The organism is Rhodanobacter sp. Soil_C_14 (assembly GCF_057657335.1).
In genome coordinates this window covers 282,063-307,587 of the sequence record NZ_JBDGIQ010000002.1, presented here as the reverse complement: position 1 = coordinate 307,587, position 25,525 = coordinate 282,063, and the positions used below count along the sequence as shown (strand labels likewise).

Here is a 25,525-nt window from a genome sequence, read left to right as displayed (position 1 = left end):
CCCATCGCATGACCTCACCGCCACCGCTCCGCCGCAACGGCTTCTGGGCCTTTCTCTGCGCCGTGGGGCGTTTCATCAACGGCTGTCGGCTGATCATCATCAACGTGGTGTTCTTCGGCCTGCTGTTCGTCCTGCTGCTGGTGCTCGGCGCCGACGTGGATCGCACGGTGCAGTCCGACAGCGTGCTGGTGATCAAGCCGCGGGGGCAGCTGGTCGAGCAGTCCAGCATCGATCCGCTGCAGCGCGCGCTGGACGGCTTGTCCGGCGAAGAGCCCAGGCAGGTGCAACTGCGCGACCTGACCGGCGCGATCGATGCCGCGGCGAAGGATCCGCGGATCAGCCGCATCCTGCTGCTGCCCGATGAACTGCAGGGCGGCGGCTTTGCCGCGTTGCGCGAAGTCGGCGCGGCGCTGGACCGGTTCCGGGCGGCGGGCAAGCCGGTGATCGCCTGGGGCGTGAACCTGGACCAGGGCCAGTATTACCTGGCGGCCCACGCCGACCGGCTGCTGGTCGATCCGCAGGGCGGCGTGATGCTCACCGGCCTGGCCAATTACCGGCTGTTCTACAAGGACCTGCTGGACAAGCTCGGCGTGGACGTCCACCTGTTCCGGGTCGGCGAGTTCAAGAGCGCGGCCGAGCCGTACATCCTCGACCACGCCTCGACCGAGGCGAAGCAGGCCGACAGCTACTGGATGGGTGGCCTGTGGACGGGCTACCTGGCCGAGGTGGCGCAGCTGCGCAAGCTGGACCCCGCCACGTTGCGCGACGACGTCGACAACCTGCCCGAGCATATCGCCAGCACCCAGGGCAACCTCGCCGAGCTGGCGCTGAACCAGCACCTGGTCGATGGGCTGGCCACGCGGGCCGACCTGATCGCGATGATGCGCAAGGAAGGCGTACCGGCCGACCGCAAGGGCCACGACTTCCGCCAGATCGCGCTGGACCGTTATGCCTCCGCGGTGTCGAGCGATGGCGATCTGCCCGCCGCGGGCGTGGCGATCGTGGTGGCCGAGGGCGAGATTGCCGGCGGCAAGCGCGGTCCCGGTTCGATCGGTGGCGAATCGACGGCGGCGCTGATCCGCAGCGCCCGCGAGGATCGCAAGACCAGGGCGCTGGTGCTGCGGGTCAATTCGCCCGGCGGCGAGGTGTATGCCGCCGAGCAGATCCGCCGCGAGGTCGAGCTGACCCGCACGGCCGGCATTCCCGTGGTGGTCTCGATGGGCGACGTGGCGGCCAGCGGCGGCTACTGGATCTCGATGAATGCGAACCGCATCTTCGCCGAGCCCAACACGATCACCGGATCGATCGGCATCTTCGGCCTGTATTACACGGTACCAGGCACGCTGGCCAGGCTTGGCGTGCAGAGCGATGGCGTCAGCACCGGACCGATGGCCGGCGCGTTCGACATCACCCGTCCGCTCGATCCGAAGGTCGGCACGGTGATCCAGGCGATCATCGACAAGGGCTATCGCGATTTCGTGGGCAGCGTGGCCAGGGCCCGGGGCAAGAGCTACCAGGCGATCGACGCCATCGCGCAGGGGCGGGTGTGGACCGGCGAGCAGGCGCTGCAGCGTGGCCTGGTCGACCAGCTCGGCGGGCTGGACGCGGCGGTGGCCGAGGCGGGTCGTCTGGCCCGGCTGGGCAAGGACTATCCGGTGCGCTACGTGGAACCGCCGCAAGGCGGCTTCGAGCGCTTCCTGATGGGCCTCAGCCAGAGCGCCAGCGTGCATGTGCTGCAATCGTTCGGCGTGCGCCTGCCGGACTGGGTCGCCCAGCTGCCGGCGAAAGCCCCCGAACTGCAGTTGCTGCGCAATGCGAAGGCGGGCACGCCGAACATCTACGCTGACTGCCTGTGCCGTCCGCGTTGAGCTGAGGCCGCCAGCGGCTACTGGCCCGCGGCCTCGATCTGCTTGTCCTGCTCGGCGGATTTTTTCTCCAGCGCCTTGCTGACGTCCTTCGCGCGCTGCTCGTCGGCGCGCATCGCGTCGAACGGCGTGCTGACCGCGGCCGGTTTCGCCTGCGGTTCGGGCGGCTTGCGCGAGCATGCGCCCAGCGCGGCAAGGCAGAGCAGGAGCGGCAGCAGCTTCATGGCGATGTCCGTGCATGATGGATGCGGCGAGTGTCCCGCCAGTGGCGGGCGCCAGGCAAGGAACGCGTTGGCAGCCTGCGTATGAGGCTTTAAGCTGACCGGATGAACAGCCGCCTCGATGCCTGGCAACTGCAAGGCCACAACGCCCTGATCACCGGCGCCAGCAAGGGCATCGGCCACGCTACGGCGCGCGAGCTGGCCGGGCTGGGCGCCAACCTGCTGCTGGTGGCGCGCGATGCGGATCACCTGGAGCAGGTCAGGGTCGAGCTGGCCGACGATTTCCCCGCCAGCGAGGTGATGGCGTTCGCCGCCGACGTCAGCGAAGCGGAGGATCGGCTGGCCGTGTTCGACTGGATCGCCGACCTGGGCACGCCGCTGTCGCTGCTGGTCAACAACGCCGGCGGCAACCAGCCTGGCGCCACGCTCGACTATCGCGTGGACGACTGGCGCCGGATCTTCGAGCAGAACCTTTTCAGCGCGTTCGAGATGTGCCGGCTGGCGCATCCGCAGCTGGTGCAGCACGCGCATGCGGCGATCGTCAACGTGGGCTCGGTGTCCGGAATGACCCACGTGCGCACCGGTTCGCCCTACGGGATGAGCAAGGCCGCACTGCACCAGCTCACTCGCAACCTGGCCGCCGAATGGGCGGTGGACGGCATCCGGGTCAACGCCGTGGCGCCGTGGTACATCCGCACCCAGCGCTCCGAACCGGCGCTGGCCGATGCCGACTACCTCGACGAGGTGCTCGATCGCACGCCGCTGGACCGGATCGGCGAACCGGAGGAAGTCGCGGCGGCGATCGCCTTCCTGTGCCTGCCCGCAGCCAGCTACATCACCGGCCAGGTGCTGGCGGTGGATGGCGGCTTCCTGAACTACGGCTTCTGAGCCTTGCGCGCGCCGGCGCGCCGCGGCGTCAGAACTCGGCCACGTGATCCTCGGCGGCAAAGCCGATGGTGACCGCGCCCTCGCCCACGTTGACCATGCCGGTGATGCTCATCGGCGCTTCCATCAGCTCGACGCCGCATTCCTCGCAGGCCTGGCGCAGCTCGAGATAGCCGGGCAGGTGCTCCAGCACGGCAAGGTCGCCGCCGTAGCTGGCGCACACCATGGGCACGATCAGGCCGGCGCGGACCCGTTTGGTCACGTAGCCGAACAGCGCTTCGGCGCCCTGCTCGAAGCCGCGCACCTTGCCGACCGGGCCGGTTTCGCCCTGGAAACAGCGCAGGATCGGCTTGATGTCGAGTGCCGAGCCCAGCATGGCACTGACCAGGCCCACGCTGCGGTCGTTCTTCTTCTTGGCGCGGGCGCGCAGGTAGTAAAGGTCGCGCGGCAGCATGTAGCCATAGGTGTGATTGGCGACATGGGTGAGTCGCTCGCGGATCGCCGCAGGCGGTTCGTCGGCGGCGATCAGACGGGTCGCCTCGTAGATCGCCGGCGCGGCGCCGGCGAAGATGTTGCGGGTGTCGACCACGCGCATCATGAACGGGCCGGGGACGCCGGCCTGGTCGCGCACCTGACGATAGTTCTTGAGGATGCCGAAGCTGGCCTTGTTGACGTGCTCGTTGATCGGGCTGCGGGTGGCGGTGATGGTCAGGCAGAACACGCAGTCCTGTTCCAGCACCAGTTTTTCCAGGAACAGCTTCTGGACCTCTTCCACCGGGCACGGTTCGGTCTCGGCCGAATGGCTGCGGTTGCCCAGCCGGCGGTTGATGAAGCGCTGGATCTCCTCCGGCCGGCGGTCATCCATGAAGACTTCGCGGTCGATCCGGACCGTGATCGGCATCACCGCGATGTCGTGCTTCTGAAGGAACTCCTGCGAAAGATCGCAGGCCGCATCGATTGCCAGACCCATCCGCATCAGGTAGTCCCCCGCAACATTGATGGCAGGCAAAACATAACATGAGGGCCGTGATTGTGGCGTCTGTCGCGACTTTGAACGAACGCCGCGATGATCCGGCTGGTCGGGGGCCGACGGCCCCCCTAAAATGAAGCCACTGAACTGGCATCTCGCCGGCGTGGCGTCGCCGGTAACGTGATTCGGGCAATACCCAGATGAAAAGCAAACAGGAAATCGTCTCCAACTGGCTGCCGCGCTATACCGGCACTGCGCTGGAGCAATTCGGCGAACACATCCTGCTGACCAATTTCGGCAATTACGTGGAGCTGTTCGCCCAGTGGCATGGCGTGGAGGTGCAGGGCCGCGACCGGCCGATGCCGAACGCCACCGCCGACGGCATCACCCTGATCAACTTCGGCATGGGCAGCCCCAACGCGGCGACCGTGATGGACCTGCTCGGTGCCATCGAACCGCAGGCCGCGCTGTTCCTGGGCAAGTGCGGCGGGGTCAAGAAGAAGAACCAGCTGGGCGACCTGGTGCTGCCGATCGCAGCGATCCGTGGCGAGGGCACCAGCAACGACTACCTGCCGCCGGAGGTGCCGGCGTTGCCGGCGTTCCAGTTGCAGCGTGCCGTGTCCACCATGATCCGCGACCTTGGCCACGATTACTGGACCGGCACGGTCTACACCACCAACCGGCGCGTGTGGGAACACGACGACACGTTCAAGGATTACCTGCGGCGCACCCGTTGCATGGCGGTGGACATGGAGACGGCGACGATCTTCGCCGCCGGCTTCGCCAACCGGATTCCGTGCGGCGCGCTGCTGCTGGTATCGGACCAACCGATGGTGCCCGAGGGCGTCAAGACCGAGGCCAGCGATCGCAGCATCACCGCGAAGTATGTCGAGGCCCATATCAAGATCGGCATCGAGGCACTCAAGCTGGTGCGTCGCAACGGTCGCAGCGTGAAGCACCTGCGCTTCGAGGAAGAGATCGAGTCGGAATGAGCCTGCAATGAAGAGCCCCGCCATGGCGGGGCTCTTCATGTAGCGAGTCGACCGGGTCGAATGCCCGATCAGGCTTCCGGCGCGCCCGGGAATTTCAGGCTGAGGCCTTCGCCCTGCACGGTGGACACCCAGTCGATCACGATGCCCCGGGCACGCTGTGCGCTGGCCGGATCAAAATGCACTTCCAGGCCGTTGGCCACCGCCACGATGTCGTGCTCGCTGGCCGGCGCCAGCTGGAAACCGGCGCTGTGGTCGGGGCCGATCTCCAGGTGCAGCGCCACGCCCTGGGCGTTCGCGGTGCCCTGGCGAATCGCCTCGGCGGCGGCGTCGGTGATGGTGATTTCCGGCGGCGTGCGGTCCGGCGCGGACACGCCGAACAGCTGGTGCAGTTCGCCGCTGCCGTACATCTGGCGAATGATGTCGGCGCCGCCGACCAGCTCGCCTTCCACGTACAGCTGCGGAATCGTCGGCCAGTCGCCAAAGGCCTTGATGCCTTCGCGGATCTCCGGGTCGTCCAGCACGTTGACCGTGTGATATTCCGGCAACAGCTCGTTGAGCGTATTGGTGGCGGCAGCAGAGAAGCCGCACATCGGCTGGCGGCGGTTGCCCTTCATGAACAGCACCACGCGGTGCTCCCTGAGCAGGGTTTCGATGCGTTCGCGGGTGCCGGGATCGAGCGACATGGCGTGATTTCCTGAAGATCGGGGGAGACCGTCCATGATACCGCGCCTGCGGGGCCGGCTGACTTGACCCGGATCAGCTTGAAAAATGACTCACGGTCATTTATAAATGACCGATGGTCAACAAAGCTCCCGCCAAGATCGGTCCGGGTCGTCGCGCCGTCAGCGCCGACCTGAAGGATCGCCGCCGCAGCGAAATCCTTGCCGCCGCGCTGCGGCTGCTGTCGGAGCGGCCGTATGCGGCGATCACGATGAGCGACGTAGCGGCGGCGGCCGGCGTGGCCAAGGGCACCAGCTACTTGTACTTCCCCACCCGGGAGGCGCTGTTCCTGCAACTGCTGGCCGAGCATTACCTCGGCTGGTTCGATGCCTTCGATGCGCAGTTGCAGGCGTCCGCCGCCAGCGACCTCGACGGCTGGATCGACGGGCTGCTGCAGGATTTCGCCCGGCGTCCGCTGCTGTTGCAGCTGATGGGCGTGCTGCATGCCGTCCTGGAACACAACGTGCCGGTGGCCGAGGTGCTGGCGTTCAAGCGGCAACTGGCGCAGCGGGTGACCGCCAGCGGTGCCGCGCTGGAGCAGGTGCTGCAGCTGTCGCCCGGTGCGGGCAGCCGCCTGCTGCTGTGGCTGCAGGCGATCGTCCCCGGCCTGGCGCAGATGGCGGCGCCGCCGGCGCCGTTGCGGGCCGCGCTGCTGGCTGCGCCGGATCTGTCCGGCTTCGTGATCGACTTTTCCGCCGAACTGCGGCGACTTCTGCTGGCCCTGATTGCCGGCTTGCGTACCTGCCCGGAGACCTTGCATGACCCCCGAACCTGATCACCGCACCGCCCTGGTGACCGGCGCCTCCAGCGGGCTGGGCGTGGCCTTTGCCCGCGAGCTGGCACGGCGTGGCTGGAACCTCGTGCTGGTGGCGCGCAGCGAGGCACCGATGCAGCAACTGGCCGATGAATTGCGCGCCGACGGTGCGATGGTGCAGGTGCATCCGGCTGACCTTGCCGACGCGGGCGCGCGCGAAGCGCTGGTGGCGAACCTGGCCAGGGCCGGCGTGCAGATCGATGCGCTGGTCAACAACGCCGGCTTCGGCGTGTTCGGCGACTTTGCCGACACCGACTGGGCGCGCCTGGAAAGCATGCTGATGGTGGACGTGATGGCGCTCACCCATCTGACCCGCCTGTTCCTGCCGGGCATGCGCCAGCGCGGCTACGGCCGCGTGCTGCAGGTGGCATCGACCGGCGCGTTCCAGCCTACGCCCGGCTACGCCGCCTACGCGGCGGCGAAGAGCTACGTGCTGGCGTTTTCCCATGCGCTGGACGAGGAGCTGCGGGACAGCGGCGTGCATTGCACCGTGGTTTCCCCCGGGGTCACGGCTACCCGTTTCCTCGAAGTGTCCGGCCAGCGCGCCACCTGGTACCAGCGGCTGACCCGGATGGAGGCGCCGGCGGTGGCCAGGCGCGGCATCGACGCCATGCTGGCCGGGCGCGCCGGGGTGATCACGGGCTGGGTCAATGCCTTGATGGCCCATTCGATCCGGCTGACGCCGCGCGTGCTGTCGGCGCGGGTCGCGGGCCGGCTGATGCGCAACTGAGCCGGTGCGGCGGTGATCAGCGCTGCGTGCGCATGGCGTCCGCCGCCACCGGGGCGATCGCGGCCAGCCAGCGCCGATACTGGTCGGCGGCAGGATGCAATCCGTCTGCGGCGACCAGCTGTGGATGCGCCCGCGAGATGCCGGTGATGTCGACGAAACCGGCGCCCGCGCGCGCACTCTCGTGGCGGGCGATCGCGTTGTAGACGTCCAGTTCCGCCGCGATCACCGAGCGGTCGCGGCCCTGTTCGCCGGCGAAGCGGGTGACGCCCCAGTCGGGAATCGATACCACCACCACGCGGGCGGCGCGGCCACCCGCCAGTGCCGTGGCGCGGGCCAGCAGCGCGGCGAACTGCGTGCGGTATTCGTCGGCCGGCCGGCCGCGATACTGGTTGTTCACGCCGATCTGCAGGCTGACCAGCGCGTAGGGCGGGTGCAGCGCGGCCTGGTCCATGCCCTGCGCCAGCTCGTCGGTGGTCCAGCCGGTGACCGCGATGATCTGCGGCTCGTCGATCGGCAAGCCATCCGCCCGCAACTGCCGCGCCAGCAGGGCCGGCCAGCGTTCGTCGGCCGCCACGGCCTCGCCGATCGTGTACGAATCGCCGAGCGCGAGATAACCCGTCGGCACGACGTTCAGGCCACCGCGGCGGCGGGTGACTGCTCGCGCGCCATCCCCGCCAGCACCCGTTCGATGCGCACGAACACTTCATGCAGCTGCGCCGGCGGCGGCAGCAGGGTCAGCCGGAAGTGGCGGCTGCGCGGCACGTTGAAGCTGCTGCCGGGCACCACCAGCACCGACTCCTCTTCCAGCAGGCGCAGCGCAAACGCTTCGTCGTCGAAGCCGGGAATGCGGTCGGCGCGCACCTGGGGGAAGGCGTAGAGCGCGCCATCGGGTGCGACCAGTTCCAGGTATTCGCTGGCGGCCACGCCGTCGAGCACGGCCCGCCGCGCCTCATGCAGGCGGCCGCCCGGCGCGGTCAGCGTGCCGATCGTGGGCGCGTCCTGCAGGGCGGGCAGCACCGCCCACTGCGCGGTGACGTTGGCGCACAGGCGCAACGCAGCCAGCAGCTGCAGTGCGTCGCGATAGGCGGCGCTGTGGGTCGGGTCGCCGGAAAGACTCATCCAGCCGACCCGGTAGCCGCAGGCACGATGGACCTTCGACAGGCCGCCGAAGCTGAGGCAGGGCAGCTCGCCGGCCACTTCGGCCAGCGGCTGGAACCGGGCGCCGTCGTAGAGGATCTCGTCGTAGATCTCGTCGGCCAGCAGCAGCAGCCGATGGCGCGCCGCGATCGTCACCAGCCGTTCCAGCATCGCGCGCGGGTAGGTGACGCCGGTGGGATTGTTCGGGTTGATCAGCACCAGGGCGCGGGTGCGCGGGCCGATCAGCGCCTCGATCTCGTCCGGATCGGGCAGGTGGCCGTTGCGCGCCAGGCAGCGGTAATAGCGTGGCTGGCCACCGTTGAGGATGGTGGCGGCGCTCCACAGCGGATAGTCCGGGCTGGGCAGCAGCACTTCGTCGCCGTCCTGCAGCAGCGCGCGCAGGGACAGGTCGATCAGCTCGCTGACGCCGTTGCCGATGAAGATGCGCTCGGCGTCCACACCGCGGGCGCCGCGGGCGCGCTGCTGCGCGGCAATCGCCTCGCGGGCCAGCTCCAGTCCCTGCTCGTGGCCGTAGGCCTCGCTGTCGTGCAGGTGGCTGGCGATCGCTTCGCGCAGGTGCGCCGGCGCCTCGAAACCATAGCGGCCGGGGTTGCCGATGTTGAGCTTGATGATGTCCCGCCCGGCCGCTTCCAGCTCGCGCGCGCGCCGGGTCAGCGCCCCGCGGATTTCATAGCGCACGTCCGCCAGGTGCGCACTGGGTGTGATCGAGACCAACGCCGGTATCCTTGTCGCAGGTTGATGACGGGCGGCGGTCGTGCCGCCGGCAGCCCGATGCTAGCAGCGTGATGCAGTGCAGCGCGAGGGCTGCACGGCCGTTTTGCGGTTCATCGTCGGGCAATCTTCGGGCAGGGCATAATCACCGAACCGTGCCGACTGATCTCCCCCATGAGTGACCCCGAAACGATCGAACGCCTGCGCAGCATCGGCTGGCGTGGTGACCGGCTGCCCGATGGCGGCCTGCGGCTGGCGCGGGTGGTTGCCCAGCACCGGGCCGGCTACGAATTGCACGACGGCCAGACGCTGTTCGGCGCGCAGCCGGACGGGCGCTACCTCAAGCGCGGCATCGATGCGGGCGAGCGGCCGGTGGTTGGCGATTTCGTCGAAGTGAGCGACGGCAAGCCGCCGCACATCGTCAACGTGCTGCCGCGGCGCACGGTGCTGTCGCGCGCCGCCGCGGGCGAGCGCTACGAGCGCCAGCTGATCGCCACCAATATCGACTACGTGCTGGTGCTGACCGGCCTGGACGGCGATTTCAATCCGGCGCGGATCGAGCGCTACCTGTCGCTGACCGAGGACTCCGGCGCGCAGCCGGTGGTCCTGCTCAGCAAGCTGGACACCCGCGACGATGCGGACGCGCAGATCGCGGCCTTGCGCGCACGGCTGCCCGCCGATGTGCCGATCCATCCCTTGAACGGCAAGGACCCGGCCAGCGTGGCCTTGCTGGCCCGCTATCTCGGGCCCGGCGACAGCGCGGTGCTGGTCGGTTCGTCCGGCGCCGGCAAGTCGACCCTGACCAACACCTTGCTCGGCACCGCCACGATGGCTACCGCCGAGGTGCGCAGCCACGACAGCCGCGGCCGCCACACCACCACCCATCGCGCCCTGCTGCAGCTGCCCAGCGGCGGCTGCATGATCGACACGCCGGGCATGCGCGAACTGAAGCTCACCGGCGAGGAAAACCTCGACCTGTTCGCCGACATCGAGGCGCTGGCCGAAGCCTGCCGGTTCGCCGATTGCGGCCACGGCAGCGAGCCGGGCTGCGCGGTGCAGGTGGCGCTGGACAATGGCGAGCTGGCGCCCGGCCGCTGGCGCAACTACCTCAAGCTGCACGACGAGCGCGAGGAGCAGGCGGCCACGCTGGAAGCACGTCTGCGCAAGCAGCGCGGCGGCCGTCCGATCGAACGGCCGCACGGCCATCGCGGGCAGCGCGAGCGCGACTGAAGCCGGGCGGCTCCCACGCTGGCGGGCGAAGCGTCTAGTATCGCGGCAACGCCATGGGTGCGCCGGCATGCGCTGGCGGAGTCGCCGCCTGCCACCCACCGCCGCGCGCCCGGATGGTGCGCCGACGCCGCCACCTGCGCTGGACTGCCACCATGAACGCCCCGGATCACCACGTCGCGCCCGAGCTGCAGCGCTACGCCGCCCTCGACCAGCGCCTGCTGGCGGCAGTGCGCGGCATCCACATCCTGCCCACGGTGGCGTGGCCGGCGTCGCTGGAAAACCGCATGATCGACGCCTACAGCCGGGGCCAGTTCAGCCTGCCGGAAGTGACGTACGCGCGGCCGGAACTGAGTGCCGTGCGGGCCGAGCTGGCGGCGATCGAGGCCGCCGCCGGCGGCGGCGATCCGCTCGACATCGATCCGCTGGGCGACTACCTGCGGCGCACCGCCGAGTCCTGGCGCATCGCCGCCGAAATGCTGGAGTCGGTCGGCAGCGCGGGCGTCACCGCGCCGTCGATCGCCCTGTATGGACGTCCGGACGACATGATCCCCGGCAGCCAGCGCAGCAACCTGGACGCCGCCCATTACTTCGTCGCCCTGTCCGACGAGCTGGGCGCGGACCTGCTCGCCGACGACAGCATCGTGAACATGCCGGCCGACGCGCTGCGCGCCGACCTGTCCGCCACCCTCGACGACTTCTTCGGCGCCGGCACGATCAGCGTGGAAGTGGACCCCGAACTGACCGCCAAGGCCGCCGCCGGCGCCACCCGCATCCGCCTGCGCGGTGGCGACTGCTTCAGCGACTACGATCGCCACCAGTTGCTGGCGCACGAGGCCTTCGTGCATTCGCTGACCGCCCTGAACGGCCGCCGGCAGCCGTTGCTGGCGTCGCTGGCGCGCACCTCGCCGCGGGTCACTGCCACCCAGGAAGGCCTGGCGGTGTTCGCCGAGCTGATGTCCGGCGCCATCGACATCACCCGGCTCAAGCGCATCAGCCTGCGCATCCTGGCCATCGACATGGCGCTGAACGGCGCGGATTTCGTCGAGGTGTACAAATATTTCAGCCTGTGCGGGCAGAGCACGGCGGACAGCTTCCACTCGGCCCAGCGGGTGTTCCGCGGCGTGCCGCCGGGCGGCGGCGCGGTGTTCGCCAAGGACAACGTCTACCTGTCCGGGCTGCTCACCGTGCACACCTTCTTTCGCTGGGCGCTGCGACAGCGGCGGATGGATCTGCTGCGCCACCTGTTCGCCGGCAAGCTGACCCTGCACGACGTGATCGCACTGCAGCCGCATTTCGAATCCGGCGCGATCCTGCCGCCGCGCTGGCTGCCGCCTTGGATGCAGCACGTGCATGGACTGGCCGGCAAGCTGGCCTTCTCGGTCTTCATCAACGGCATCCAGTTGAGCCAGGTGCAGGGCGAGGACTGGCTGGCCGGCGTCTGAATCCGCGCCGTGGTCGAAACCGGGGGAGGCCGCGCCGGTGTTAACATCACGGCACGTCGACTGCACTGCCGGCCGACGCTCCTTCAAGGACAACAACGCATCCCATGAGCCTCCCCGAAGAACTGCGCCTCGCCGCGCTCGAATATCACCGCCTGCCCCGGCCGGGCAAGATCAAGGTCACCCCGACCACCTCGCTGCTGACCCAACGCGACCTGTCGCTGGCGTATTCGCCCGGTGTGGCCGCGGCCTGCGACGCGATCGTCGAGGACCCGACCACCGCCGCCGAATACACCGCGCGCTCGAACCTGGTGGCGGTGATCAGCAACGGCACCGCGGTGCTCGGCCTGGGCAACATCGGCCCGCTGGCCAGCAAGCCGGTGATGGAAGGCAAGGGCGTGCTGTTCCAGAAGTTCGCCGGCATCGACGTGTTCGACATCGAGATCGACGAGAACGACCCGGACAAGCTGGTCGACATCATCGCCAGCCTGGAGCCGACCTTCGGCGGCATCAACCTGGAAGACATCAAGGCGCCGGAGTGCTTCATCGTCGAGCGCAAGCTGCGCGAGCGGATGAAGATCCCGGTGTTCCACGACGACCAGCACGGCACCTCGATCATCGTCGGCGCGGCGCTGATCAATGCGCTGGTGGTGGTCGGCAAGAAGATCGAGGACATCCGCGTGGCCACCACCGGCGCCGGCGCGGCGGGCATTTCCTGCCTGGACATGCTGGTGGCGCTGGGCGTGAAGCCGCAGAACATCCTGGCGTTCGATCGCGACGGCGTGATCCACACCGGGCGCACCAACCTCGACCCCGACAAGCAGCGCTACGCGCGTGACACGAAAGCACGCACGCTGGCCGAGATCGTCGATGGCGCGGACGTGTTCCTGGGCCTGTCCGCCGGCGGCATCCTGAAGCCGGAGATGGTCGCCACGATGGCCGAGCGGCCGATCATCTTCGCGCTGGCCAATCCGAACCCGGAGATCACCCCGGAGGACGCCAAGGCGGTGCGCCCGGACTGCATCATGGCCACCGGCCGGTCGGATTATCCGAACCAGGTCAACAACGCGCTGTGCTTCCCCTACCTGTTCCGCGGCGCGCTGGACGTGGGCGCCACGGTGATCAACGAGCCGATGAAGATCGCCTGCGTCAAGGCGATCGCGGCGCTGGCGCGGCGCGAGTCGTCCGACGTCAGTGCGCGCGCCTACGGCGGCAAGCCGCCCAGCTTCGGCGCGAATTACCTGATCCCGCAGCCGTTCGACCCGCGCCTGCTGCTGCAGCTGCCGCCGGCAGTGGCGCAGGCGGCGATGGATTCGGGCGTGGCCACGCGGCCGATGGCCGATTTTGCCGAATACACCGATCGCCTCACCAGCTTCGTGTTCCGCACCGGCCTGCTGATGAAGCCGGTGTTCGAGCGGGCCAAGTCCGCGCCCGCGCGGCTGGTCTACGCCGAGGGCGAGGAAGAGACCGTGCTGCGCGCGGTGCAGGTGGTGGTCGACGAAGGCTTGGGCAAGCCGATCCTGATCGGTCGCCCCGAGGTGATCGACAAGCGCATCAAGCGCGCCGGCCTGCGCATCAAGCCCGGCGTCGACATCGAGATCTGCAACATCAACTCCGACCCGCGCTTCGACGACTACTGGCAGCACTACCACCGGCTGATGGAGCGCCGCGGGGTCACGCCGTCGATGGCCAAGGCGGTGATCCGCTCGCGGCCCACCGCGATCGCGGCGCTGATGGTCGAGCGTGGCGAGGCGGACGCGATGATCTGCGGCCTGGTCGGCCAGTACCAGAGCAAGCTGCGCTATATCCGCGACATCATCGGCCTGGACGAGGGCGTGGTGGAACCGTCGGCGATGGCCGCGGTGTCCACCGACAAGGGCACCTTCTTCTACCTCGACACCCACGTGCAGGACGATCCCTGCCCCGAGCAGATCGCCGAGGCCACGCTGCAGGCATCGATCCGGCTGAAGCTGTTCGGCATCCAGCCCAAGATCGCGCTGCTCTCCGGCGGCAACTTCGGCAGCCGCGACACCTGCGGTTCGAAGAAGATGCGCAAGGCGCTGGAGCTGATCCGCGCCCGCGCGCCGCGGCTGGAAGTGGAAGGCGAAATGCAGGCCGACGTGGCGCTGGTGCCGGCGTTGCGCGAAAAGCTGTTCCCGCATTCACGACTCGAGGGCAAGGCGAACGTGTTCGTGTTCCCGAACCTGGACGCGGCCAACATCGCCTACAACATGACCCGCATGCTGTCGGACGGCGTGGTGATCGGCCCGATCCTGATGGGCGTGGCCAAGCCGGCGCACATCCTGATGCCGCAGTCGACCGTGCGCCGCGTGGTCAACATGAGCGCGGTGGCGTGCGTCGAGGCGCAGATCCGCGCGGCAAATCGTTCGCAGGGCTGAAGTTTTGCGGCGCCTGCCATGCGCCGGCGCATGGCAGGCGGATTGGCTAGCCTCAGGCCCAGCGGCTAGACTTGGACGTTGATTCCCGCCGCACTCCCCGGCGGCGGGCATTCCCCCTCAAGCATGAGCGCTGCAACGGCGCTGCGGAGAATCTTCATGGATCAGCTCGACGATATCCTCAACCAGGACATCGACCCCACCGAAACCCGCGAGTGGATCGATTCGCTCGACGCGGTGATCCATCACGACGGTACCGAGCGCGCGCACTTCCTGCTGGAGAAGATGGTCGACACCACCCGCCGTTCGGGTGGCCATCTGCCGTTCAATCCCACCACCGAATACGTCAACACGATCCCGCCCAGCCAGGAGGCGAAGAGCCCCGGCGACGCCGCGATGGAATGGCGCATCCGCTCGCTGATCCGCTGGAACGCGATGGCGATGGTGGTGCGCGCCAACCGCAAGCCCGGCGAACTGGGCGGCCACATCGCCAGCTTCGCCTCCAGCGCCACGCTGTATGACGTGGGCTTCAACCATTTCTGGCGCGCGCCCAGCGCCGATCATCCGGGCGATCTGGTATTCCACCAGGGCCATTCCAGCCCGGGCGTCTACGCGCGTTCGTTCCTCGAAGGCCGCCTGGCCGAGGACCAGCTCGACCTGTTCCGCATGGAAGTGGTCGGCAAGGGCCGTGCGCTGTCGTCGTATCCGCATCCGTGGCTGATGCCGGATTACTGGCAGGTGCCGACGGTGTCGATGGGCCTGGGTCCGATCCAGGCGATCTACCAGGCACAGTTCTTCAAGTACCTGGAGAACCGCGGCCTGGTGCCGAAGAGCGACCGCAAGATCTGGTGCTTCCTGGGCGACGGCGAGTGCGACGAGCCGGAGTCGCTCGGCGCGATCTCGCTGGCCGGGCGCGAAGGCCTGGACAACCTGATCTTCGTGATCAACTGCAACCTGCAGCGCCTGGACGGCCCGGTGCGCGGCAACGGCAAGATCATCCAGGAACTGGAAGGCGTGTTCCGCGGCGGTGGCTGGAACGCGATCAAGCTGGCCTGGGGCAGCTACTGGGACCCGCTCCTGGCGCGCGACGACAAGGGCGTGCTGCGCAAGCTGATGATGGAAACCGTCGACGGCGAGTACCAGGCCTGCAAGGCGTTCGGCGGCGCGTACACGCGCGAGCATTTCTTCGGCAAGTATCCGGAGACGCGCGAGATGGTCGCCAACCTCAGCGACGACGACATCTGGCGGCTGAACCGTGGCGGCCATGATCCGCACAAGGTCTATGCGGCCTACCACGCGGCGTCGAACACCAAGGGCATGCCGACGGTGATCCTGGCCAAGACGGTCAAGGGCTACGGCATGGGCCTGGGTTCGGGTGAGTCGCAGAACCCCACCCACCAGCAGAAGAAGCTGGACGACGAATCGGTGCGCCACTTCCGCGACCGTTTCCAGATCCCGATCGCCGACGACAAGCTGCACGACGAAGTGCCGTACTACCACCCGGGCATGGATTCGCCGGAAGTGCAGTACATGCTGGAGCGCCGCCGGGCGCTGGGCGGCTTCCTGCCGCAGCGCCGGCGCAAGGCCGAGGCCAAGCTGAAGGCGCCGGAGCTGGCCGCGTTCGAGCAGATCACCAAGGGCACCGGCGAGCGTGAAATCTCCACCACGATGGCGCTGGTGCGCGGCATCAACCTGTTGCTGCGCGACAAGCAGCTGGGCGAGCGGATCGTGCCGATCGTCGCCGACGAGGCGCGCACCTTCGGCATGGAAGGCATGTTCCGCCAGATCGGCATCTACGCGCCGTTCGGCCAGAAGTACAAGCCGCAGGACTCCGACCAGCTCCTGTATTACCGCGAAGACCAGAAGGGTCAGGTGCTGCAGCAGGGCATCAGCGAGGCCGGCGGCATGGCCTCGTGGATGGCGGCGGCGACCAGCTACTCGGTCAGCAACCAGGCGATGCTGCCGTTCTTCATCTACTACTCGATGTTCGGCTTCCAGCGCATCGGCGACCTGTGCTGGGCCGCCGGCGACATGCGCGCGCGCGGCTTCCTGGTCGGCGGCACCGCCGGCCGCACCACGCTGAACGGCGAAGGCCTGCAACACGAGGACGGCCATTCGCACCTGCTGGCCGGCGCGATCCCGAACGTGAAGGCGTATGACCCCACGTTCTCCTACGAGGTCGCGGTGATCCTGCAGGACGGCGTGCGCAGCATGCTGCAGGAGCAGGAAGACCACTACTACTACATCACCGTGATGAACGAGAACTACAGCCATCCGGACCTGCCCAAGGGCAGCGAGGAAGGCATCATCAAGGGCATGTACCTGTTCCAGGATGGCGGCAAGCCGAAGAAGGGCGAGCCGCGCGTGCAGCTGCTGGGCTCGGGCACGATCCTGCGCGAGGTGATCGCGGCGGCCGAGCTGCTGGAGAAGGATTTCGGCGTGAAGTCCGACATCTGGTCCTGCCCCAGCTTCGTCGAATTGCGTCGTGACGGCTTCGACGCCGAGCGCTGGAATCGCCTGCATCCGGAAGCGGAGCAGCGCGTGCCGTACGTCACCAGCCTGCTCGACGGGCGTTCCGGCCCGGCGATCGCCGCCACCGACTACGTGCGCGAGTTCGCCGACCAGATCCGCGCCTTCATGCCCGACGGCATGCGCTACACCGTGCTCGGCACCGACGGTTATGGCCGCTCGGACACCCGCGCGCACCTGCGTGACTTCTTCGAGGTCGACCGTTACTGGATCGCCCACGCGGCGCTGGCCGCGCTGGCGAAGGACGGCAAGGTCAACGCCAAGGACGTCAGCCGGGCGATCAAGGAATACAAGCTCGACCCGGAGCGGCCCAATCCGCTGGGTCAGTAAGCACCGCGCTCACGAAAGCCCCGCTTCGGCGGGGTTTTTTTCGCCCGAACGGTTTTCTTCACCTGCGCTGCACCCGGCGCGACACTCGGCCGCTATATCCTGCATGGCATGGGGAAGCCGGTGATGGGCGGCGACGATGTCGGCGATACCGCGGCGATACCGGGTATGGTCCGACAGTCACTCGACACATGAGGGGTGAGCCATGCAAACCATACGTCCGTACGTTTACCTGCTTGGCGGCGCCGTTGCACTGGTGCTGGCCGGTTGCCGCAAGGAGGCTGTCCAGCCAACGCCGCTGCCGGCACCGGAGCCGCAGGCCGCCATGCCTGCGCAGCAGAATCTGTCGGCCGACGCGCTGTTCGCGTTCGGCAAGGCGTCGCTGCGGTCCGCCGACAATGCCGAGCTCGACGCACTGGCCGACAAGATGAAGGCGGCATCGCAGATCGACTCGGTGCAGGTGCTGGGCTACACCGACCGGATCGGCAGCGAGCAGGCCAACCAGAAACTTTCCGAGCAACGCGCCGAGACGGTGAGTGACTATCTGGTGGCGCATGGCGTGCCGGCCGGGGCGATCCGGGCCGAAGGCCGGGGCGAGGCTGACCCGCTGGTGGCCTGCCCGGATCAGAAGGGTCAGAAGCTGATCGCCTGCCTGGCGCCGAACCGCCGCGTCGTGATCAATACCATCGTAAGTGATGCGGGCGCCGCCATGCCGGTGGTCATCCCGCCGGGCAGTCACGGCGTGACCCAAACGGTGTGGATCGGTCCGCACACGGTGCCCTGCGACGGCGACAGTGCGGGCTACTGCTATCGCGTGCGCGAAAGCGAGAACGGGCCGTGGAAGCTGTGGCACGGTCGCATCCAGGGCTTCGACTACGTCGAGGGAAACGACTATGAGCTGGTGGTCAAGGCATACCGCTCGGATGTGAAACTGGAGAACGAGTCCAGGGACCCGGCTTCCCGCTACGTGTTCTCCAACGACAATGGCCCGTTCGTGGTCTGGGTGCTCGACCATGTGGTGAGCGAGCAGCCGCACGCCGGTCGCTGAGTCGTCGTATTGCAGTGCACAGCCTGGCGATCAACGGAGCTGTTTCGCCGGTGCAAACGGAAAGGGCCGGACGAGTGATCGTCCGGCCCTTCTGCCTGATGCGTGATGTCTACTCGTCGTCGTCGCGGAATGCACGGCGCAGCAGCAGGAAGGCACCGATCGTACCGGCGACGATGGCCACGGTGGCCGCCGGGTGGCGGTTCACCTTCCGGCGCAGGCGGCGATACTGGTAGTTCGCCTCGTCGGCGAAATCCTCGGCGGCGCGGCTCAACTGGCGGCGGTAATCGCCACGCTTGTCGAAACGTTCGCGGATCGTGCGGCGGCCCCGTTCCAGCAGGTTCTGCGCACCATTGCTGGCGTCATCGGCGTAGTGGCGGGCCCGCTCGCCGGCACGCTCGGCGGTGTCCTGGAGCTGGCGTCCGATATCGTGTTTGCGCATGGTCGTCTCCTCGGCGTCTGAGCTCTCAGGCTGGCAGCGCCACCGTGAGCGAGGCGTAAACAGGGTCGCGCAACCCGCGGCCAGCATTCAGCCAAGCCGGTACTCGCCACCTTTTTCCAGCGCGCGCGCGTAGGCCGGGCGAGCGTGGATGCGCTGCAGGAAGGCGGCCAGATTCGGGTGGCTTGCGTCGAGTCCGCCACGGGCAGCGAAGGCTTCCAGCGGAAAGCTCAGCTGGATGTCCGCCGCGCCGAAGGCGTCATCGACGAACCACGTCCTGCCGGCCAGTTCATTTTCCAGATAGTCCAGGTGCAGGCGCAGCTGCGGATCGACGAACGTGCGCATCACCTTGCGCGCGATGCTCCGGGCGACGGGCTTGACGAAGAACGGCGCCGGCGCGGCCTCCACTTTCCGGAACACCAGCTTCAGCAGCAACGGCGGCATCGCCGAGCCTTCGGCGTAGTGCAGCCAGTAATTGCAGCGCAGCCGCGCCGGCGTGCCGTGGGCGGGAATCAGCACGCCGGCGCCGTAGCGGTCGGCCAGGTACTCGATGATCGCGCCGGACTCGGCCAGGGTCAGTTCGCCATCGGTGATTACCGGCGATTTGCCCAGCGGATGCACGGCGCGCAGTTCGGGCGGCGCCAGCATGGTCTTCGGGTCGCGCTGGTAGCGCCTGATCTCGTAGGGCAGGCCCAGTTCTTCCAGCAGCCACAGGATGCGCTGCGAGCGCGAATTGTTGAGGTGGTGGACGGTGATCATGACGGGCTCCGCAGTATGAGGTGACACGACGACATGCATGGCCGCGGAACGGCATACGCAGATCGGCGCTCAGTAGATCTCGCCCACGCAGCAACGCAGGCTGCCGCCGGCCTTCTCGATCTCGTCCAGTTCCACCGCGCCGACGGCGAAGCCATAGTCGGCCAGCGTCGCCACCTGCGCGTCGGTCAGGGACGCCGCGGCGCAGGCGCTCATCCACACCCGTTCGTCGGACAGGGTGATCGCATTGCCGGCGAAGGCCTGCTTCTGTGCCGGACTGATCCAGATCGCACGACTGCCGTAAGCGCCGGCGATCGCCTGCGCAGCGGCGGGATCGCGGAAACCGTCGGCGGCGATGATCGCGGCTCGGCTGGCCAGCAGGGTCAGCACCACGTTGGTGTGATATTCGCCCTCGGCCAGTTCGAAGCAGAACATCAGGCGCAGCTCGAATGCCTTCAGCATCGCCTGTGCGCCGGCCATGTCGCAGCGCTCGCTGAGGCCGCAGTAGCCGACGCCGCGGGCGCGGTCGATGATCAGCGAACCGGTCAGCTCGGCGACCAGGTCGTCGCAGCCGGACAGGTCGATCTCGTCGTAGCCCAGCACGTCGCCGAAGAACGCGCGGATGTCCGCGCGCCCGGCCTCGCGCTGGCGCACCGGATGACGCATGCGACCGATCACCAGCCGCCCCGGCGCGGTGCCGAACACGTTGTTGGGAAATACCGCATCGGGCGTGGCGGGATCGCCGGGAAAGGTGATCACCGGCACGTCCGCACGCAGGGCCTGCGCCAGCGCGCCGTGCTGGGCCAGCGCCTTGAGCGGATCGACCGCCAGGCTCATGTCCATGTAGCGGTTGTCGCGCGCCGATTCCGCGGCCAGCGCGAACCCGGCCGGCGCCACCAGATAGGCGGCGCGTGCCGTCGCGGCGGCGCCAGGCAGTGGCGCCAGCGCGGCAAACGCCTCGAGGAAGTCGGTGGGCGACGTGGTGATCACGGTGCGGTTCCAGACGCGAAGAGACGTCAGAGAATATCCGCTGCCGGTTCTTCCCGCGCGGCGGCTTCCACGTGCAGCTGCTGGCGCCGGCGCAGGCTCGGGAACATGCCCATCCACAGGACGACCACCACCAGCGTGCCGACGCCGCCGAGCACGGTGGCGTTCACCGCGCCCAGCCATGCCGCCAGCATGCCGGACTCGAACTCGCCGAGCTGGTTCGAGGTGTTGATGAAGATCGCATTCACCGCGCTGACCCGGCCGCGCATGTCGTCCGGTGTATCCAGCTGCACCAGGGCGCCGCGGATCACCATGCTGACCATGTCGAACGCCCCCAGCGCGAACAGCGCCAGCAGCGACAGCCACAGCGCGGTCGATACGGCGAACACCAGCGTCGCCACGCCGAAGCCGGCCACCGAGGCGAACATGATCATGCCGACCCGCCGCTGCATGTCATGCCGCGCCAGCCACACCGACATCAGCAGCGCCCCCACCGCCGGGGCCGCCCGCAACAGGCCCAGGCCCCACGGGCCGGTGTGCAGGATGTCCCTGGCGAAGATCGGCAGCAGGGCGGTGGCGCCGCCGAGCAGCACGGCGAACAGGTCCAGCGAGATCACGCCCAGCACGTCGGGGCGGCGACGGATGAAATGCACACCGGCAAACAGGGTCTTCAGCGTGGCCGGTTCGCGTTTCGGCGGCGCCTGTTCATAGCGCAATCGCGCCATCAGTACGATCGACACCAGGTACAGCGCAGCGCAGGTCGTGTACACCACGCCGGGCCCGGCCACGTACAGGAAGCCGCCGACCGCCGGGCCCATGATCATCGCCGCCTGGCCGGCCGAACCGTTCACTGCCATCGCGCGGGGCAGCACCGTGGCCGGCACCAGCGCCGGCAGCATCGATTGCAGTGCGGGAAATTCGAAAGCCTTGGCGATGCCGATCACGAACACCAGCAGCAGGATGCCTGCCTCGTGGATGCCGTGGGCCAGGCTCATGCCGGCCAGCGCGGCAATGGCGATCCACTCCACCACCTGGCCGAGCAGCACGATGCGGCGCCGCTCGAACTGGTCGGCGACATGGCCGGCCGGCAAGGCCAGCAACACCGATGGCACGAACTGCACCAAGCCGATCAGGCCGAGGTCGAAGGCGCGGCCGGTGATCGCGTAGATCTGCCAGCCTACCGCCACCGACAGCATCTGGAAGCCGAAGCCCGAGGCGATCCGGGCGAACCAGAACGCGACGAAGGCGGGATGTCGAAGCAGCGAATCCGTGGCCGTGGAACGAGGCGGAAGCATGGGGTGTCCTTGCGGGGGCGCCATTATCCCGCGGGCGTGCCCGGCCACAAGCGTTGGCGGTTCAGCTGGCAGACGGCTGATTTGACGCGGCCTTGCCATATTCCCGCCTAGCGTCCTGTCCAAATACCGAGCCGAAGGACACTCCCATGGGCCGCCAGGCAAAACATGTCTACACCGACCATGCCAGCATCCACCAGCTGGAATCGCTGGTGGATGAGTTGCCCGCGAACGGCCACGTGGTGCTGCTGCTGAAGGACGGCAGCAGCTGCGACGGCGTCGTCAGCACGCGGCCGAACGTGCAGGTGTTCCGTGATGCCGAGGAGCGCGAAGGCATCAATGCCACCGTGCAGCTCGAACGGCCGGACGTGCCGGAGTGGACGCGTCGGATCTGGCTCGACCAGATCGTGCGGGTCGAGCACCTCGACTCGATCATGGCCAGCGAGAACTGAAGCTCAGGCAAGGTCGTCGGCCACGCTGGCCGGGACGGCCCGCGGTGACGCCGCGCGCGCCGGCGCATCCAGGCCGAACAGGGGCCGCAGCCAGCGGCTCCGGCGGATCACGAACTCGTGCAGCAGCGCGCAACCGCCCACCGTGGCCAGCACGATCAGGGTGGGTTCAATCACCGGTCCCAGCCCCAGCGGCATCAGCTGCCAGGCGAACAGCAACAGCAGGCTCTGGTGCAGCACGTACCACGGATACACCGCCTCGCGCGCATACGGCAGCCAGCGGAACGGGCGGTTGAGATACGCATGACCCCAGCCCAGCACCGCCACGATCGCGCTCCACAGGTACAGGTAATGCAGCGCCCGCACCGCCAGCACCAGGGGCAGGGCGGCGTCGTCCGGCAGGGTCTCGATGCCCAGCAGGTAGAACGCGAAGCAGCCCAGCGCCAGCGGCAGCGAGGCCCGGCGCAGCCGCGCCAGTTCGGCCCAGATGCCGGTATCGGTGCCCAGCAGGTAGCCGTAGAGGAACACCGTGGCGTAGATCGCATGGGCGTACCAGTCGCCCCACAGCGCGCCGGTCACCGGGTAGCGGTTGGCCAGCAGGCAACCCCACAACAGCAGGGGCAGGGCAGGCAACAGCAGCAGGCGCACGCCGCGCAACTTCAGGCAGGCGTTGCGCAGGCGCTGGCCCGGACGCGACTCCAGCAACGGCAGCAGGGCCAGCAGCAGCATCGTGTACACCCACAGGTAGGGCAGGTACCACAGGTGGTTCCAGGTGAAGCCGTACTGCCAGCCGGTGAACGCGCCCGCGGGCCACGGGCCGCCGCTCCAGTAGCGCAGCAGGAAGTGGCCGAAGCCGGGCTCGACCAGATGGTTCGACAGTCCCTGCACATACGGCTGGATCGGCACCACCACCAGCACGCCGAACACCAGCGGCAACAGCAGGCGCAGGCTGCGCTTGCCGGCTAGCCGGCCGATGCTGCCGCGCCGGCGCATGAAGTTCACCGCCAGCCCGGAGACCAGGAACAGCAGCTCCATCCGCCAGCGGTTGAGGAACAGCATCGGGTACTGCAGCCATTCGGCGGTGTGGCTGCTCTTGAGGTGGAAGTCCCAGCCGTCCCCGGCCACGTACAACATCGCGGCGTGGTACAGGATCAGCAGGCCGAAGGCGAGGACGCGCAGTGCATCGATATCGTGGCGGCGGTTCATGGCGGCATTCCCGTGTGAAAGTGGCCTCAGCCTGTCCCGCCGCGCGCCGCCTGTCCCGCCCGAAGTGACCGCCTGACGGGCCCTGGGGACGAATGGCGGCCGGCAGGGACGAGTAGTGGGGACGAGTTGGGTAAACTCCGGTCGATGGGCACGACTTCCGGCTTCGACATCTACCAGCGCTGGCGGCGACCGTTCGAGGTCGGGGTCTGGCTGGTGTTCTTCGCGATCAACGGCGTCTTCAACAGCATCAACTCGGGCATCGACCACGCCGGCGCGGCGGCGTGGGAACCCTGGCTGTGGGAGTGGAGCAGCGTGCTGCTGCTGCTGGCGCTGTTGCCGGGGGTGATCGCGCTGGAGCGGCGCTGGCCGATCCGCTTCGATACCTGGCGCCGCAACCTGCCGTTGCATCTGCTGTTCAGCGTGCCGTTCAGCCTGATCCACGTGGGCGGGATGCACGTGCTGCGGAAGCTGGGCTACGCCCTCGCCGGTGCGCATTACGACGCGTTCGGCGCCTCATGGTGGATGAATGCCGGCTACGAATACCTCAAGGACGTGCGCACCTATTTCGTGATCGTCGGCACGCTGGTGCTGTACCGGCTGTGGCTGCTGCGCCAGCAGGGCGAAGCGCGACTGCTGGCGGCGCCGGATGATGGCGCGCCGGTGGAGCCGGTCGAGCGCCCCGAACGTTTCCTGGTGCGCAAGCTGGGCAAGGAATTCCTGCTCAACGCCAGCGAGATCGAATGGCTGCAGGCCTCGGGCAACTACGTGAACCTGCACGTACGCGGCCGCGACTACCCGCTGCGGGCCACCATGGCGGGGATCGAGGAGCGGCTGGACCCGGCCCGCTTCGTGCGGGTGCATCGCGGCTACTTCGTCAACCTCGACTATCTTGTCGAGATCGAGCCGCTGGAAACCGGCGACGCGCGCCTGCAGATGCGCGACGGCACGAAGATTTCCTGCAGCCGGCGTTACCGCGCCGCACTGCGCGAACGTTTCGGACAGCCCGATTGACCCCCCGGACTGCGTGCGCCGGTTGCGCGGCAATGGCGGATCGTTACAAGCTAGCCGTCTGTTCCCGCCAGGTATGCCGCTGATGAATGTCGCCTTCCCCTGTCGCGCCGTGATGGCGTGCGGTTTCGCCGTGCTGCTGGCCGCCTGTTCGCAGGGCGGGGCTCCGGCGCCGGACGCCGCGCAGCAGCAGGCGCAAGCCGCGAATGCGGACGCCGTGCGCAACCTCGACGCGTATCGCCAGCTGCTGCGCATCCACAACGACGAGATGGCGGTGACGATGGGCAAGGAGATCGTCAGGCGCTTCCCGGACAGCGACGCCGCGAAGGAAGTGCAGCGGACCCTGCCGGCGATCGAGAAGCGCTACACCGAAGCCAGCGAAAAGAGCCGGCTCGAACGCCTGTGGCTGTACCAGGTGGCGCCGATGGCCGGTGGCACGCAATCCACCGCGACCATCGAAAACAGCCAGCCCGCCAGCGGTGACCGCGTGCGACTGGTGCTGCGCCGGCACACCAGCTGGGGCCAGAGCGTGTTCCTGTATGGCAGCAAGCCCGGTTTCGTCTGCCGCGGCAACTGCAGCATCGCCACCCACGTCGACGGACGCACGGTGTCGGTAAAGGCATTTGCGCCGTCCACCGGCGAGCCGGCGCTGATGATCCGCGACGACAAGGCGTTCATCGCCATGCTCGGCAAGGCGAAGAAGATCAGCATGGACGTCACCCTGGTCGATGGCGAGAAGAAAGAGACCCTGGTCTATGAAGTGGCCGGCTTCGATCCGGCAAAGTGGACCGCGCTGGGCAAGAGCAAGCCCGCCGGGAAATAGCCGGCGGTGTCATCCGCGACACCGCTGCTGCGTTCCTGGCAGTAGGCATTCCCCACATGAGGATGGCGTCATGGACAAGTCATGGCTGATCCCCGCCGGCGCGCTGGCGCTGGCCGCGTTGACTGCTGGATGCTCCAGCGTGCCGTACGCGCAGCGCGTGCAGCAGCGGCAGGCGGCGTACGCTGCGGCTGCCGGCGCGCCGGTGCGCAGCTTCAACTACTTCAGCCTGTACTCGTGGGAGCCGCTGAGCGATACCGAGCTGGCGGTGTATACCCGGCCGAACCAGGCGTACCTGCTCGACCTCGGTGGCTGCCAGGACCTGATGTTCGCGAACGCGATCGGACTCACCTCGAACATCAACCAGGTGACGGTGGGCTTCGACAAGGTGCTCACCGGCCGCCACAACTTTCCCTGCACCATCACCGGCATCCGTCCGGTCGACGTGAAGAGCCTGAAGATCGCCCAGGAAAAGCAGCGCAGGATCGAGGCGGCCGCGCGCCGCGCCGCGCCGCCAGCAGCGAAAAATTAGCGAG

Annotated in this window: 23 protein-coding genes and 1 pseudogene; 14 read left to right on the top strand and 10 right to left on the bottom strand. The window is 68.1% G+C overall.

What is annotated here, in order from left to right:
• The first annotated feature begins 8 nt into the window (after positions 1 to 8).
• Positions 9 to 1,868, top strand: coding sequence for a signal peptide peptidase SppA (gene sppA, locus AC3A56_RS07000; protein ID WP_487769800.1), 1,860 nt, complete (start codon positions 9 to 11; stop codon positions 1,866 to 1,868).
• A gap of 17 nt (positions 1,869 to 1,885) precedes the next feature.
• On the opposite strand, the gene AC3A56_RS06995 is transcribed toward sppA, so the two are convergent.
• Positions 1,886 to 2,089, bottom strand: a complete 204-nt coding sequence (locus AC3A56_RS06995; protein ID WP_007809979.1) for a hypothetical protein — start codon at positions 2,087 to 2,089, stop codon at positions 1,886 to 1,888.
• A gap of 102 nt (positions 2,090 to 2,191) precedes the next feature.
• On the opposite strand from AC3A56_RS06995, the gene AC3A56_RS06990 reads away from it, so the two are divergent.
• Entirely contained in the window at positions 2,192 to 2,974 is a 783-nt protein-coding gene (locus AC3A56_RS06990) for an SDR family oxidoreductase (RefSeq protein WP_056763589.1), read from the top strand.
• Between the two features lie 28 nt (positions 2,975 to 3,002).
• Here the strand turns inward: AC3A56_RS06990 and AC3A56_RS06985 are convergent, their stop codons facing one another.
• A complete protein-coding gene (locus AC3A56_RS06985) occupies positions 3,003 to 3,947 on the bottom strand; it encodes a DegV family protein (RefSeq protein WP_200946052.1) in 945 nt (314 codons plus the stop codon).
• Positions 3,948 to 4,141: 194 nt separating this feature from the next.
• On the opposite strand from AC3A56_RS06985, the gene AC3A56_RS06980 reads away from it, so the two are divergent.
• On the top strand, positions 4,142 to 4,933 hold the full coding sequence (locus tag AC3A56_RS06980) for an AMP nucleosidase (RefSeq protein ID WP_056717084.1): 792 nt from the start codon (positions 4,142 to 4,144) through the stop codon (positions 4,931 to 4,933).
• A 74-nt stretch (positions 4,934 to 5,007) separates the two neighbouring features.
• Here AC3A56_RS06980 and grxD read toward each other — a convergent pair.
• Positions 5,008 to 5,616 (bottom strand): annotated as a pseudogene (gene grxD, locus AC3A56_RS06975) (Grx4 family monothiol glutaredoxin); the annotation flags it as partial.
• A gap of 113 nt (positions 5,617 to 5,729) precedes the next feature.
• Between grxD and AC3A56_RS06970 the strand changes: the two are divergent.
• Positions 5,730 to 6,428, top strand: a complete 699-nt coding sequence (locus tag AC3A56_RS06970; protein WP_487769799.1) for a TetR/AcrR family transcriptional regulator — start codon at positions 5,730 to 5,732, stop codon at positions 6,426 to 6,428.
• The gene (locus AC3A56_RS06965) at positions 6,412 to 7,197 is read left to right on the top strand and encodes an SDR family NAD(P)-dependent oxidoreductase (protein WP_487769798.1); all 786 of its coding nucleotides are present in this window, start codon (positions 6,412 to 6,414) and stop codon (positions 7,195 to 7,197) included. Before AC3A56_RS06970 ends, AC3A56_RS06965 begins: the two co-directional genes overlap by 17 nt.
• Positions 7,198 to 7,213: 16 nt before the next feature.
• On the opposite strand, the gene AC3A56_RS06960 is transcribed toward AC3A56_RS06965, so the two are convergent.
• Together AC3A56_RS06960 and AC3A56_RS06955 are read right to left on the bottom strand one after the other, a co-directional pair.
• The gene (locus AC3A56_RS06960) at positions 7,214 to 7,822 is read right to left on the bottom strand and encodes an SGNH/GDSL hydrolase family protein (protein ID WP_487769797.1); all 609 of its coding nucleotides are present in this window, start codon (positions 7,820 to 7,822) and stop codon (positions 7,214 to 7,216) included.
• A 5-nt stretch (positions 7,823 to 7,827) separates the two neighbouring features.
• Entirely contained in the window at positions 7,828 to 9,069 is a 1,242-nt protein-coding gene (locus AC3A56_RS06955) for an aminotransferase class I/II-fold pyridoxal phosphate-dependent enzyme (RefSeq protein ID WP_056763597.1), read from the bottom strand.
• A gap of 171 nt (positions 9,070 to 9,240) precedes the next feature.
• Between AC3A56_RS06955 and rsgA the strand changes: the two genes are divergently transcribed.
• The 5 genes from rsgA to AC3A56_RS06930 all read left to right on the top strand — a co-directional run bounded on the left by rsgA (position 9,241) and on the right by AC3A56_RS06930 (position 18,035).
• Positions 9,241 to 10,296, top strand: coding sequence for a ribosome small subunit-dependent GTPase A (gene rsgA, locus AC3A56_RS06950; RefSeq protein ID WP_487769796.1), 1,056 nt, complete (start codon positions 9,241 to 9,243; stop codon positions 10,294 to 10,296).
• Positions 10,297 to 10,448: 152 nt separating this feature from the next.
• A complete protein-coding gene (locus AC3A56_RS06945; RefSeq protein ID WP_487769795.1) occupies positions 10,449 to 11,738 on the top strand; it encodes a peptidase MATCAP family protein in 1,290 nt (429 codons plus the stop codon).
• A 104-nt stretch (positions 11,739 to 11,842) separates the two neighbouring features.
• Positions 11,843 to 14,134: an NADP-dependent malic enzyme gene (locus AC3A56_RS06940; protein WP_487769794.1), complete on the top strand. Its 2,292-nt coding sequence runs from the start codon at positions 11,843 to 11,845 to the stop codon at positions 14,132 to 14,134.
• A 156-nt stretch (positions 14,135 to 14,290) separates the two neighbouring features.
• Positions 14,291 to 16,990: a pyruvate dehydrogenase (acetyl-transferring), homodimeric type gene (gene aceE / locus AC3A56_RS06935; protein ID WP_056717077.1), complete on the top strand. Its 2,700-nt coding sequence runs from the start codon at positions 14,291 to 14,293 to the stop codon at positions 16,988 to 16,990.
• Positions 16,991 to 17,192: 202 nt separating this feature from the next.
• Complete coding sequence (locus AC3A56_RS06930; protein ID WP_487769793.1) at positions 17,193 to 18,035, top strand: OmpA family protein; 843 nt, start codon at positions 17,193 to 17,195, stop codon at positions 18,033 to 18,035.
• 109 nt (positions 18,036 to 18,144) lie between these two features.
• On the opposite strand, the gene AC3A56_RS06925 is transcribed toward AC3A56_RS06930, so the two are convergent.
• The 4 genes from AC3A56_RS06925 to AC3A56_RS06910 all read right to left on the bottom strand — a co-directional run bounded on the left by AC3A56_RS06925 (position 18,145) and on the right by AC3A56_RS06910 (position 21,509).
• Entirely contained in the window at positions 18,145 to 18,474 is a 330-nt protein-coding gene (locus AC3A56_RS06925; protein WP_056714192.1) for a hypothetical protein, read from the bottom strand.
• Between the two features lie 87 nt (positions 18,475 to 18,561).
• Positions 18,562 to 19,230 carry a glutathione S-transferase family protein gene (locus tag AC3A56_RS06920; RefSeq protein ID WP_056763607.1) on the bottom strand — a complete coding sequence of 223 codons (669 nt, stop codon included), beginning with the start codon at positions 19,228 to 19,230 and terminating at the stop codon, positions 18,562 to 18,564.
• A 69-nt stretch (positions 19,231 to 19,299) separates the two neighbouring features.
• The gene (locus AC3A56_RS06915) at positions 19,300 to 20,217 is read right to left on the bottom strand and encodes an arginine deiminase-related protein (RefSeq protein WP_487769792.1); all 918 of its coding nucleotides are present in this window, start codon (positions 20,215 to 20,217) and stop codon (positions 19,300 to 19,302) included.
• Positions 20,218 to 20,243: 26 nt separating this feature from the next.
• Positions 20,244 to 21,509 (bottom strand): MFS transporter, encoded by a 1,266-nt coding sequence (locus tag AC3A56_RS06910; protein WP_487769791.1) that lies wholly within the window; start codon positions 21,507 to 21,509, stop codon positions 20,244 to 20,246.
• Between the two features lie 146 nt (positions 21,510 to 21,655).
• Here AC3A56_RS06910 and AC3A56_RS06905 point away from each other — a divergent pair, with 146 nt between their 5' ends.
• Entirely contained in the window at positions 21,656 to 21,958 is a 303-nt protein-coding gene (locus AC3A56_RS06905) for a DUF3247 family protein (protein ID WP_056714204.1), read from the top strand.
• Between the two features lie 3 nt (positions 21,959 to 21,961).
• Here AC3A56_RS06905 and AC3A56_RS06900 read toward each other — a convergent pair whose 3' ends face one another.
• A complete protein-coding gene (locus AC3A56_RS06900) occupies positions 21,962 to 23,161 on the bottom strand; it encodes an acyltransferase family protein (RefSeq protein WP_056763612.1) in 1,200 nt (399 codons plus the stop codon).
• Between the two features lie 144 nt (positions 23,162 to 23,305).
• Between AC3A56_RS06900 and AC3A56_RS06895 the strand changes: the two genes are divergently transcribed.
• The 3 genes from AC3A56_RS06895 to AC3A56_RS06885 all read left to right on the top strand — a co-directional run bounded on the left by AC3A56_RS06895 (position 23,306) and on the right by AC3A56_RS06885 (position 25,521).
• Positions 23,306 to 24,172 carry a LytTR family DNA-binding domain-containing protein gene (locus tag AC3A56_RS06895; protein WP_487769790.1) on the top strand — a complete coding sequence of 289 codons (867 nt, stop codon included), beginning with the start codon at positions 23,306 to 23,308 and terminating at the stop codon, positions 24,170 to 24,172.
• Positions 24,173 to 24,254: 82 nt separating this feature from the next.
• Positions 24,255 to 24,992: a hypothetical protein gene (locus AC3A56_RS06890; protein WP_056714244.1), complete on the top strand. Its 738-nt coding sequence runs from the start codon at positions 24,255 to 24,257 to the stop codon at positions 24,990 to 24,992.
• 70 nt (positions 24,993 to 25,062) lie between these two features.
• A complete protein-coding gene (locus tag AC3A56_RS06885) occupies positions 25,063 to 25,521 on the top strand; it encodes a DUF6491 family protein (protein WP_487769789.1) in 459 nt (152 codons plus the stop codon).
• The last annotated feature ends 4 nt before the right edge of the window (positions 25,522 to 25,525 follow it).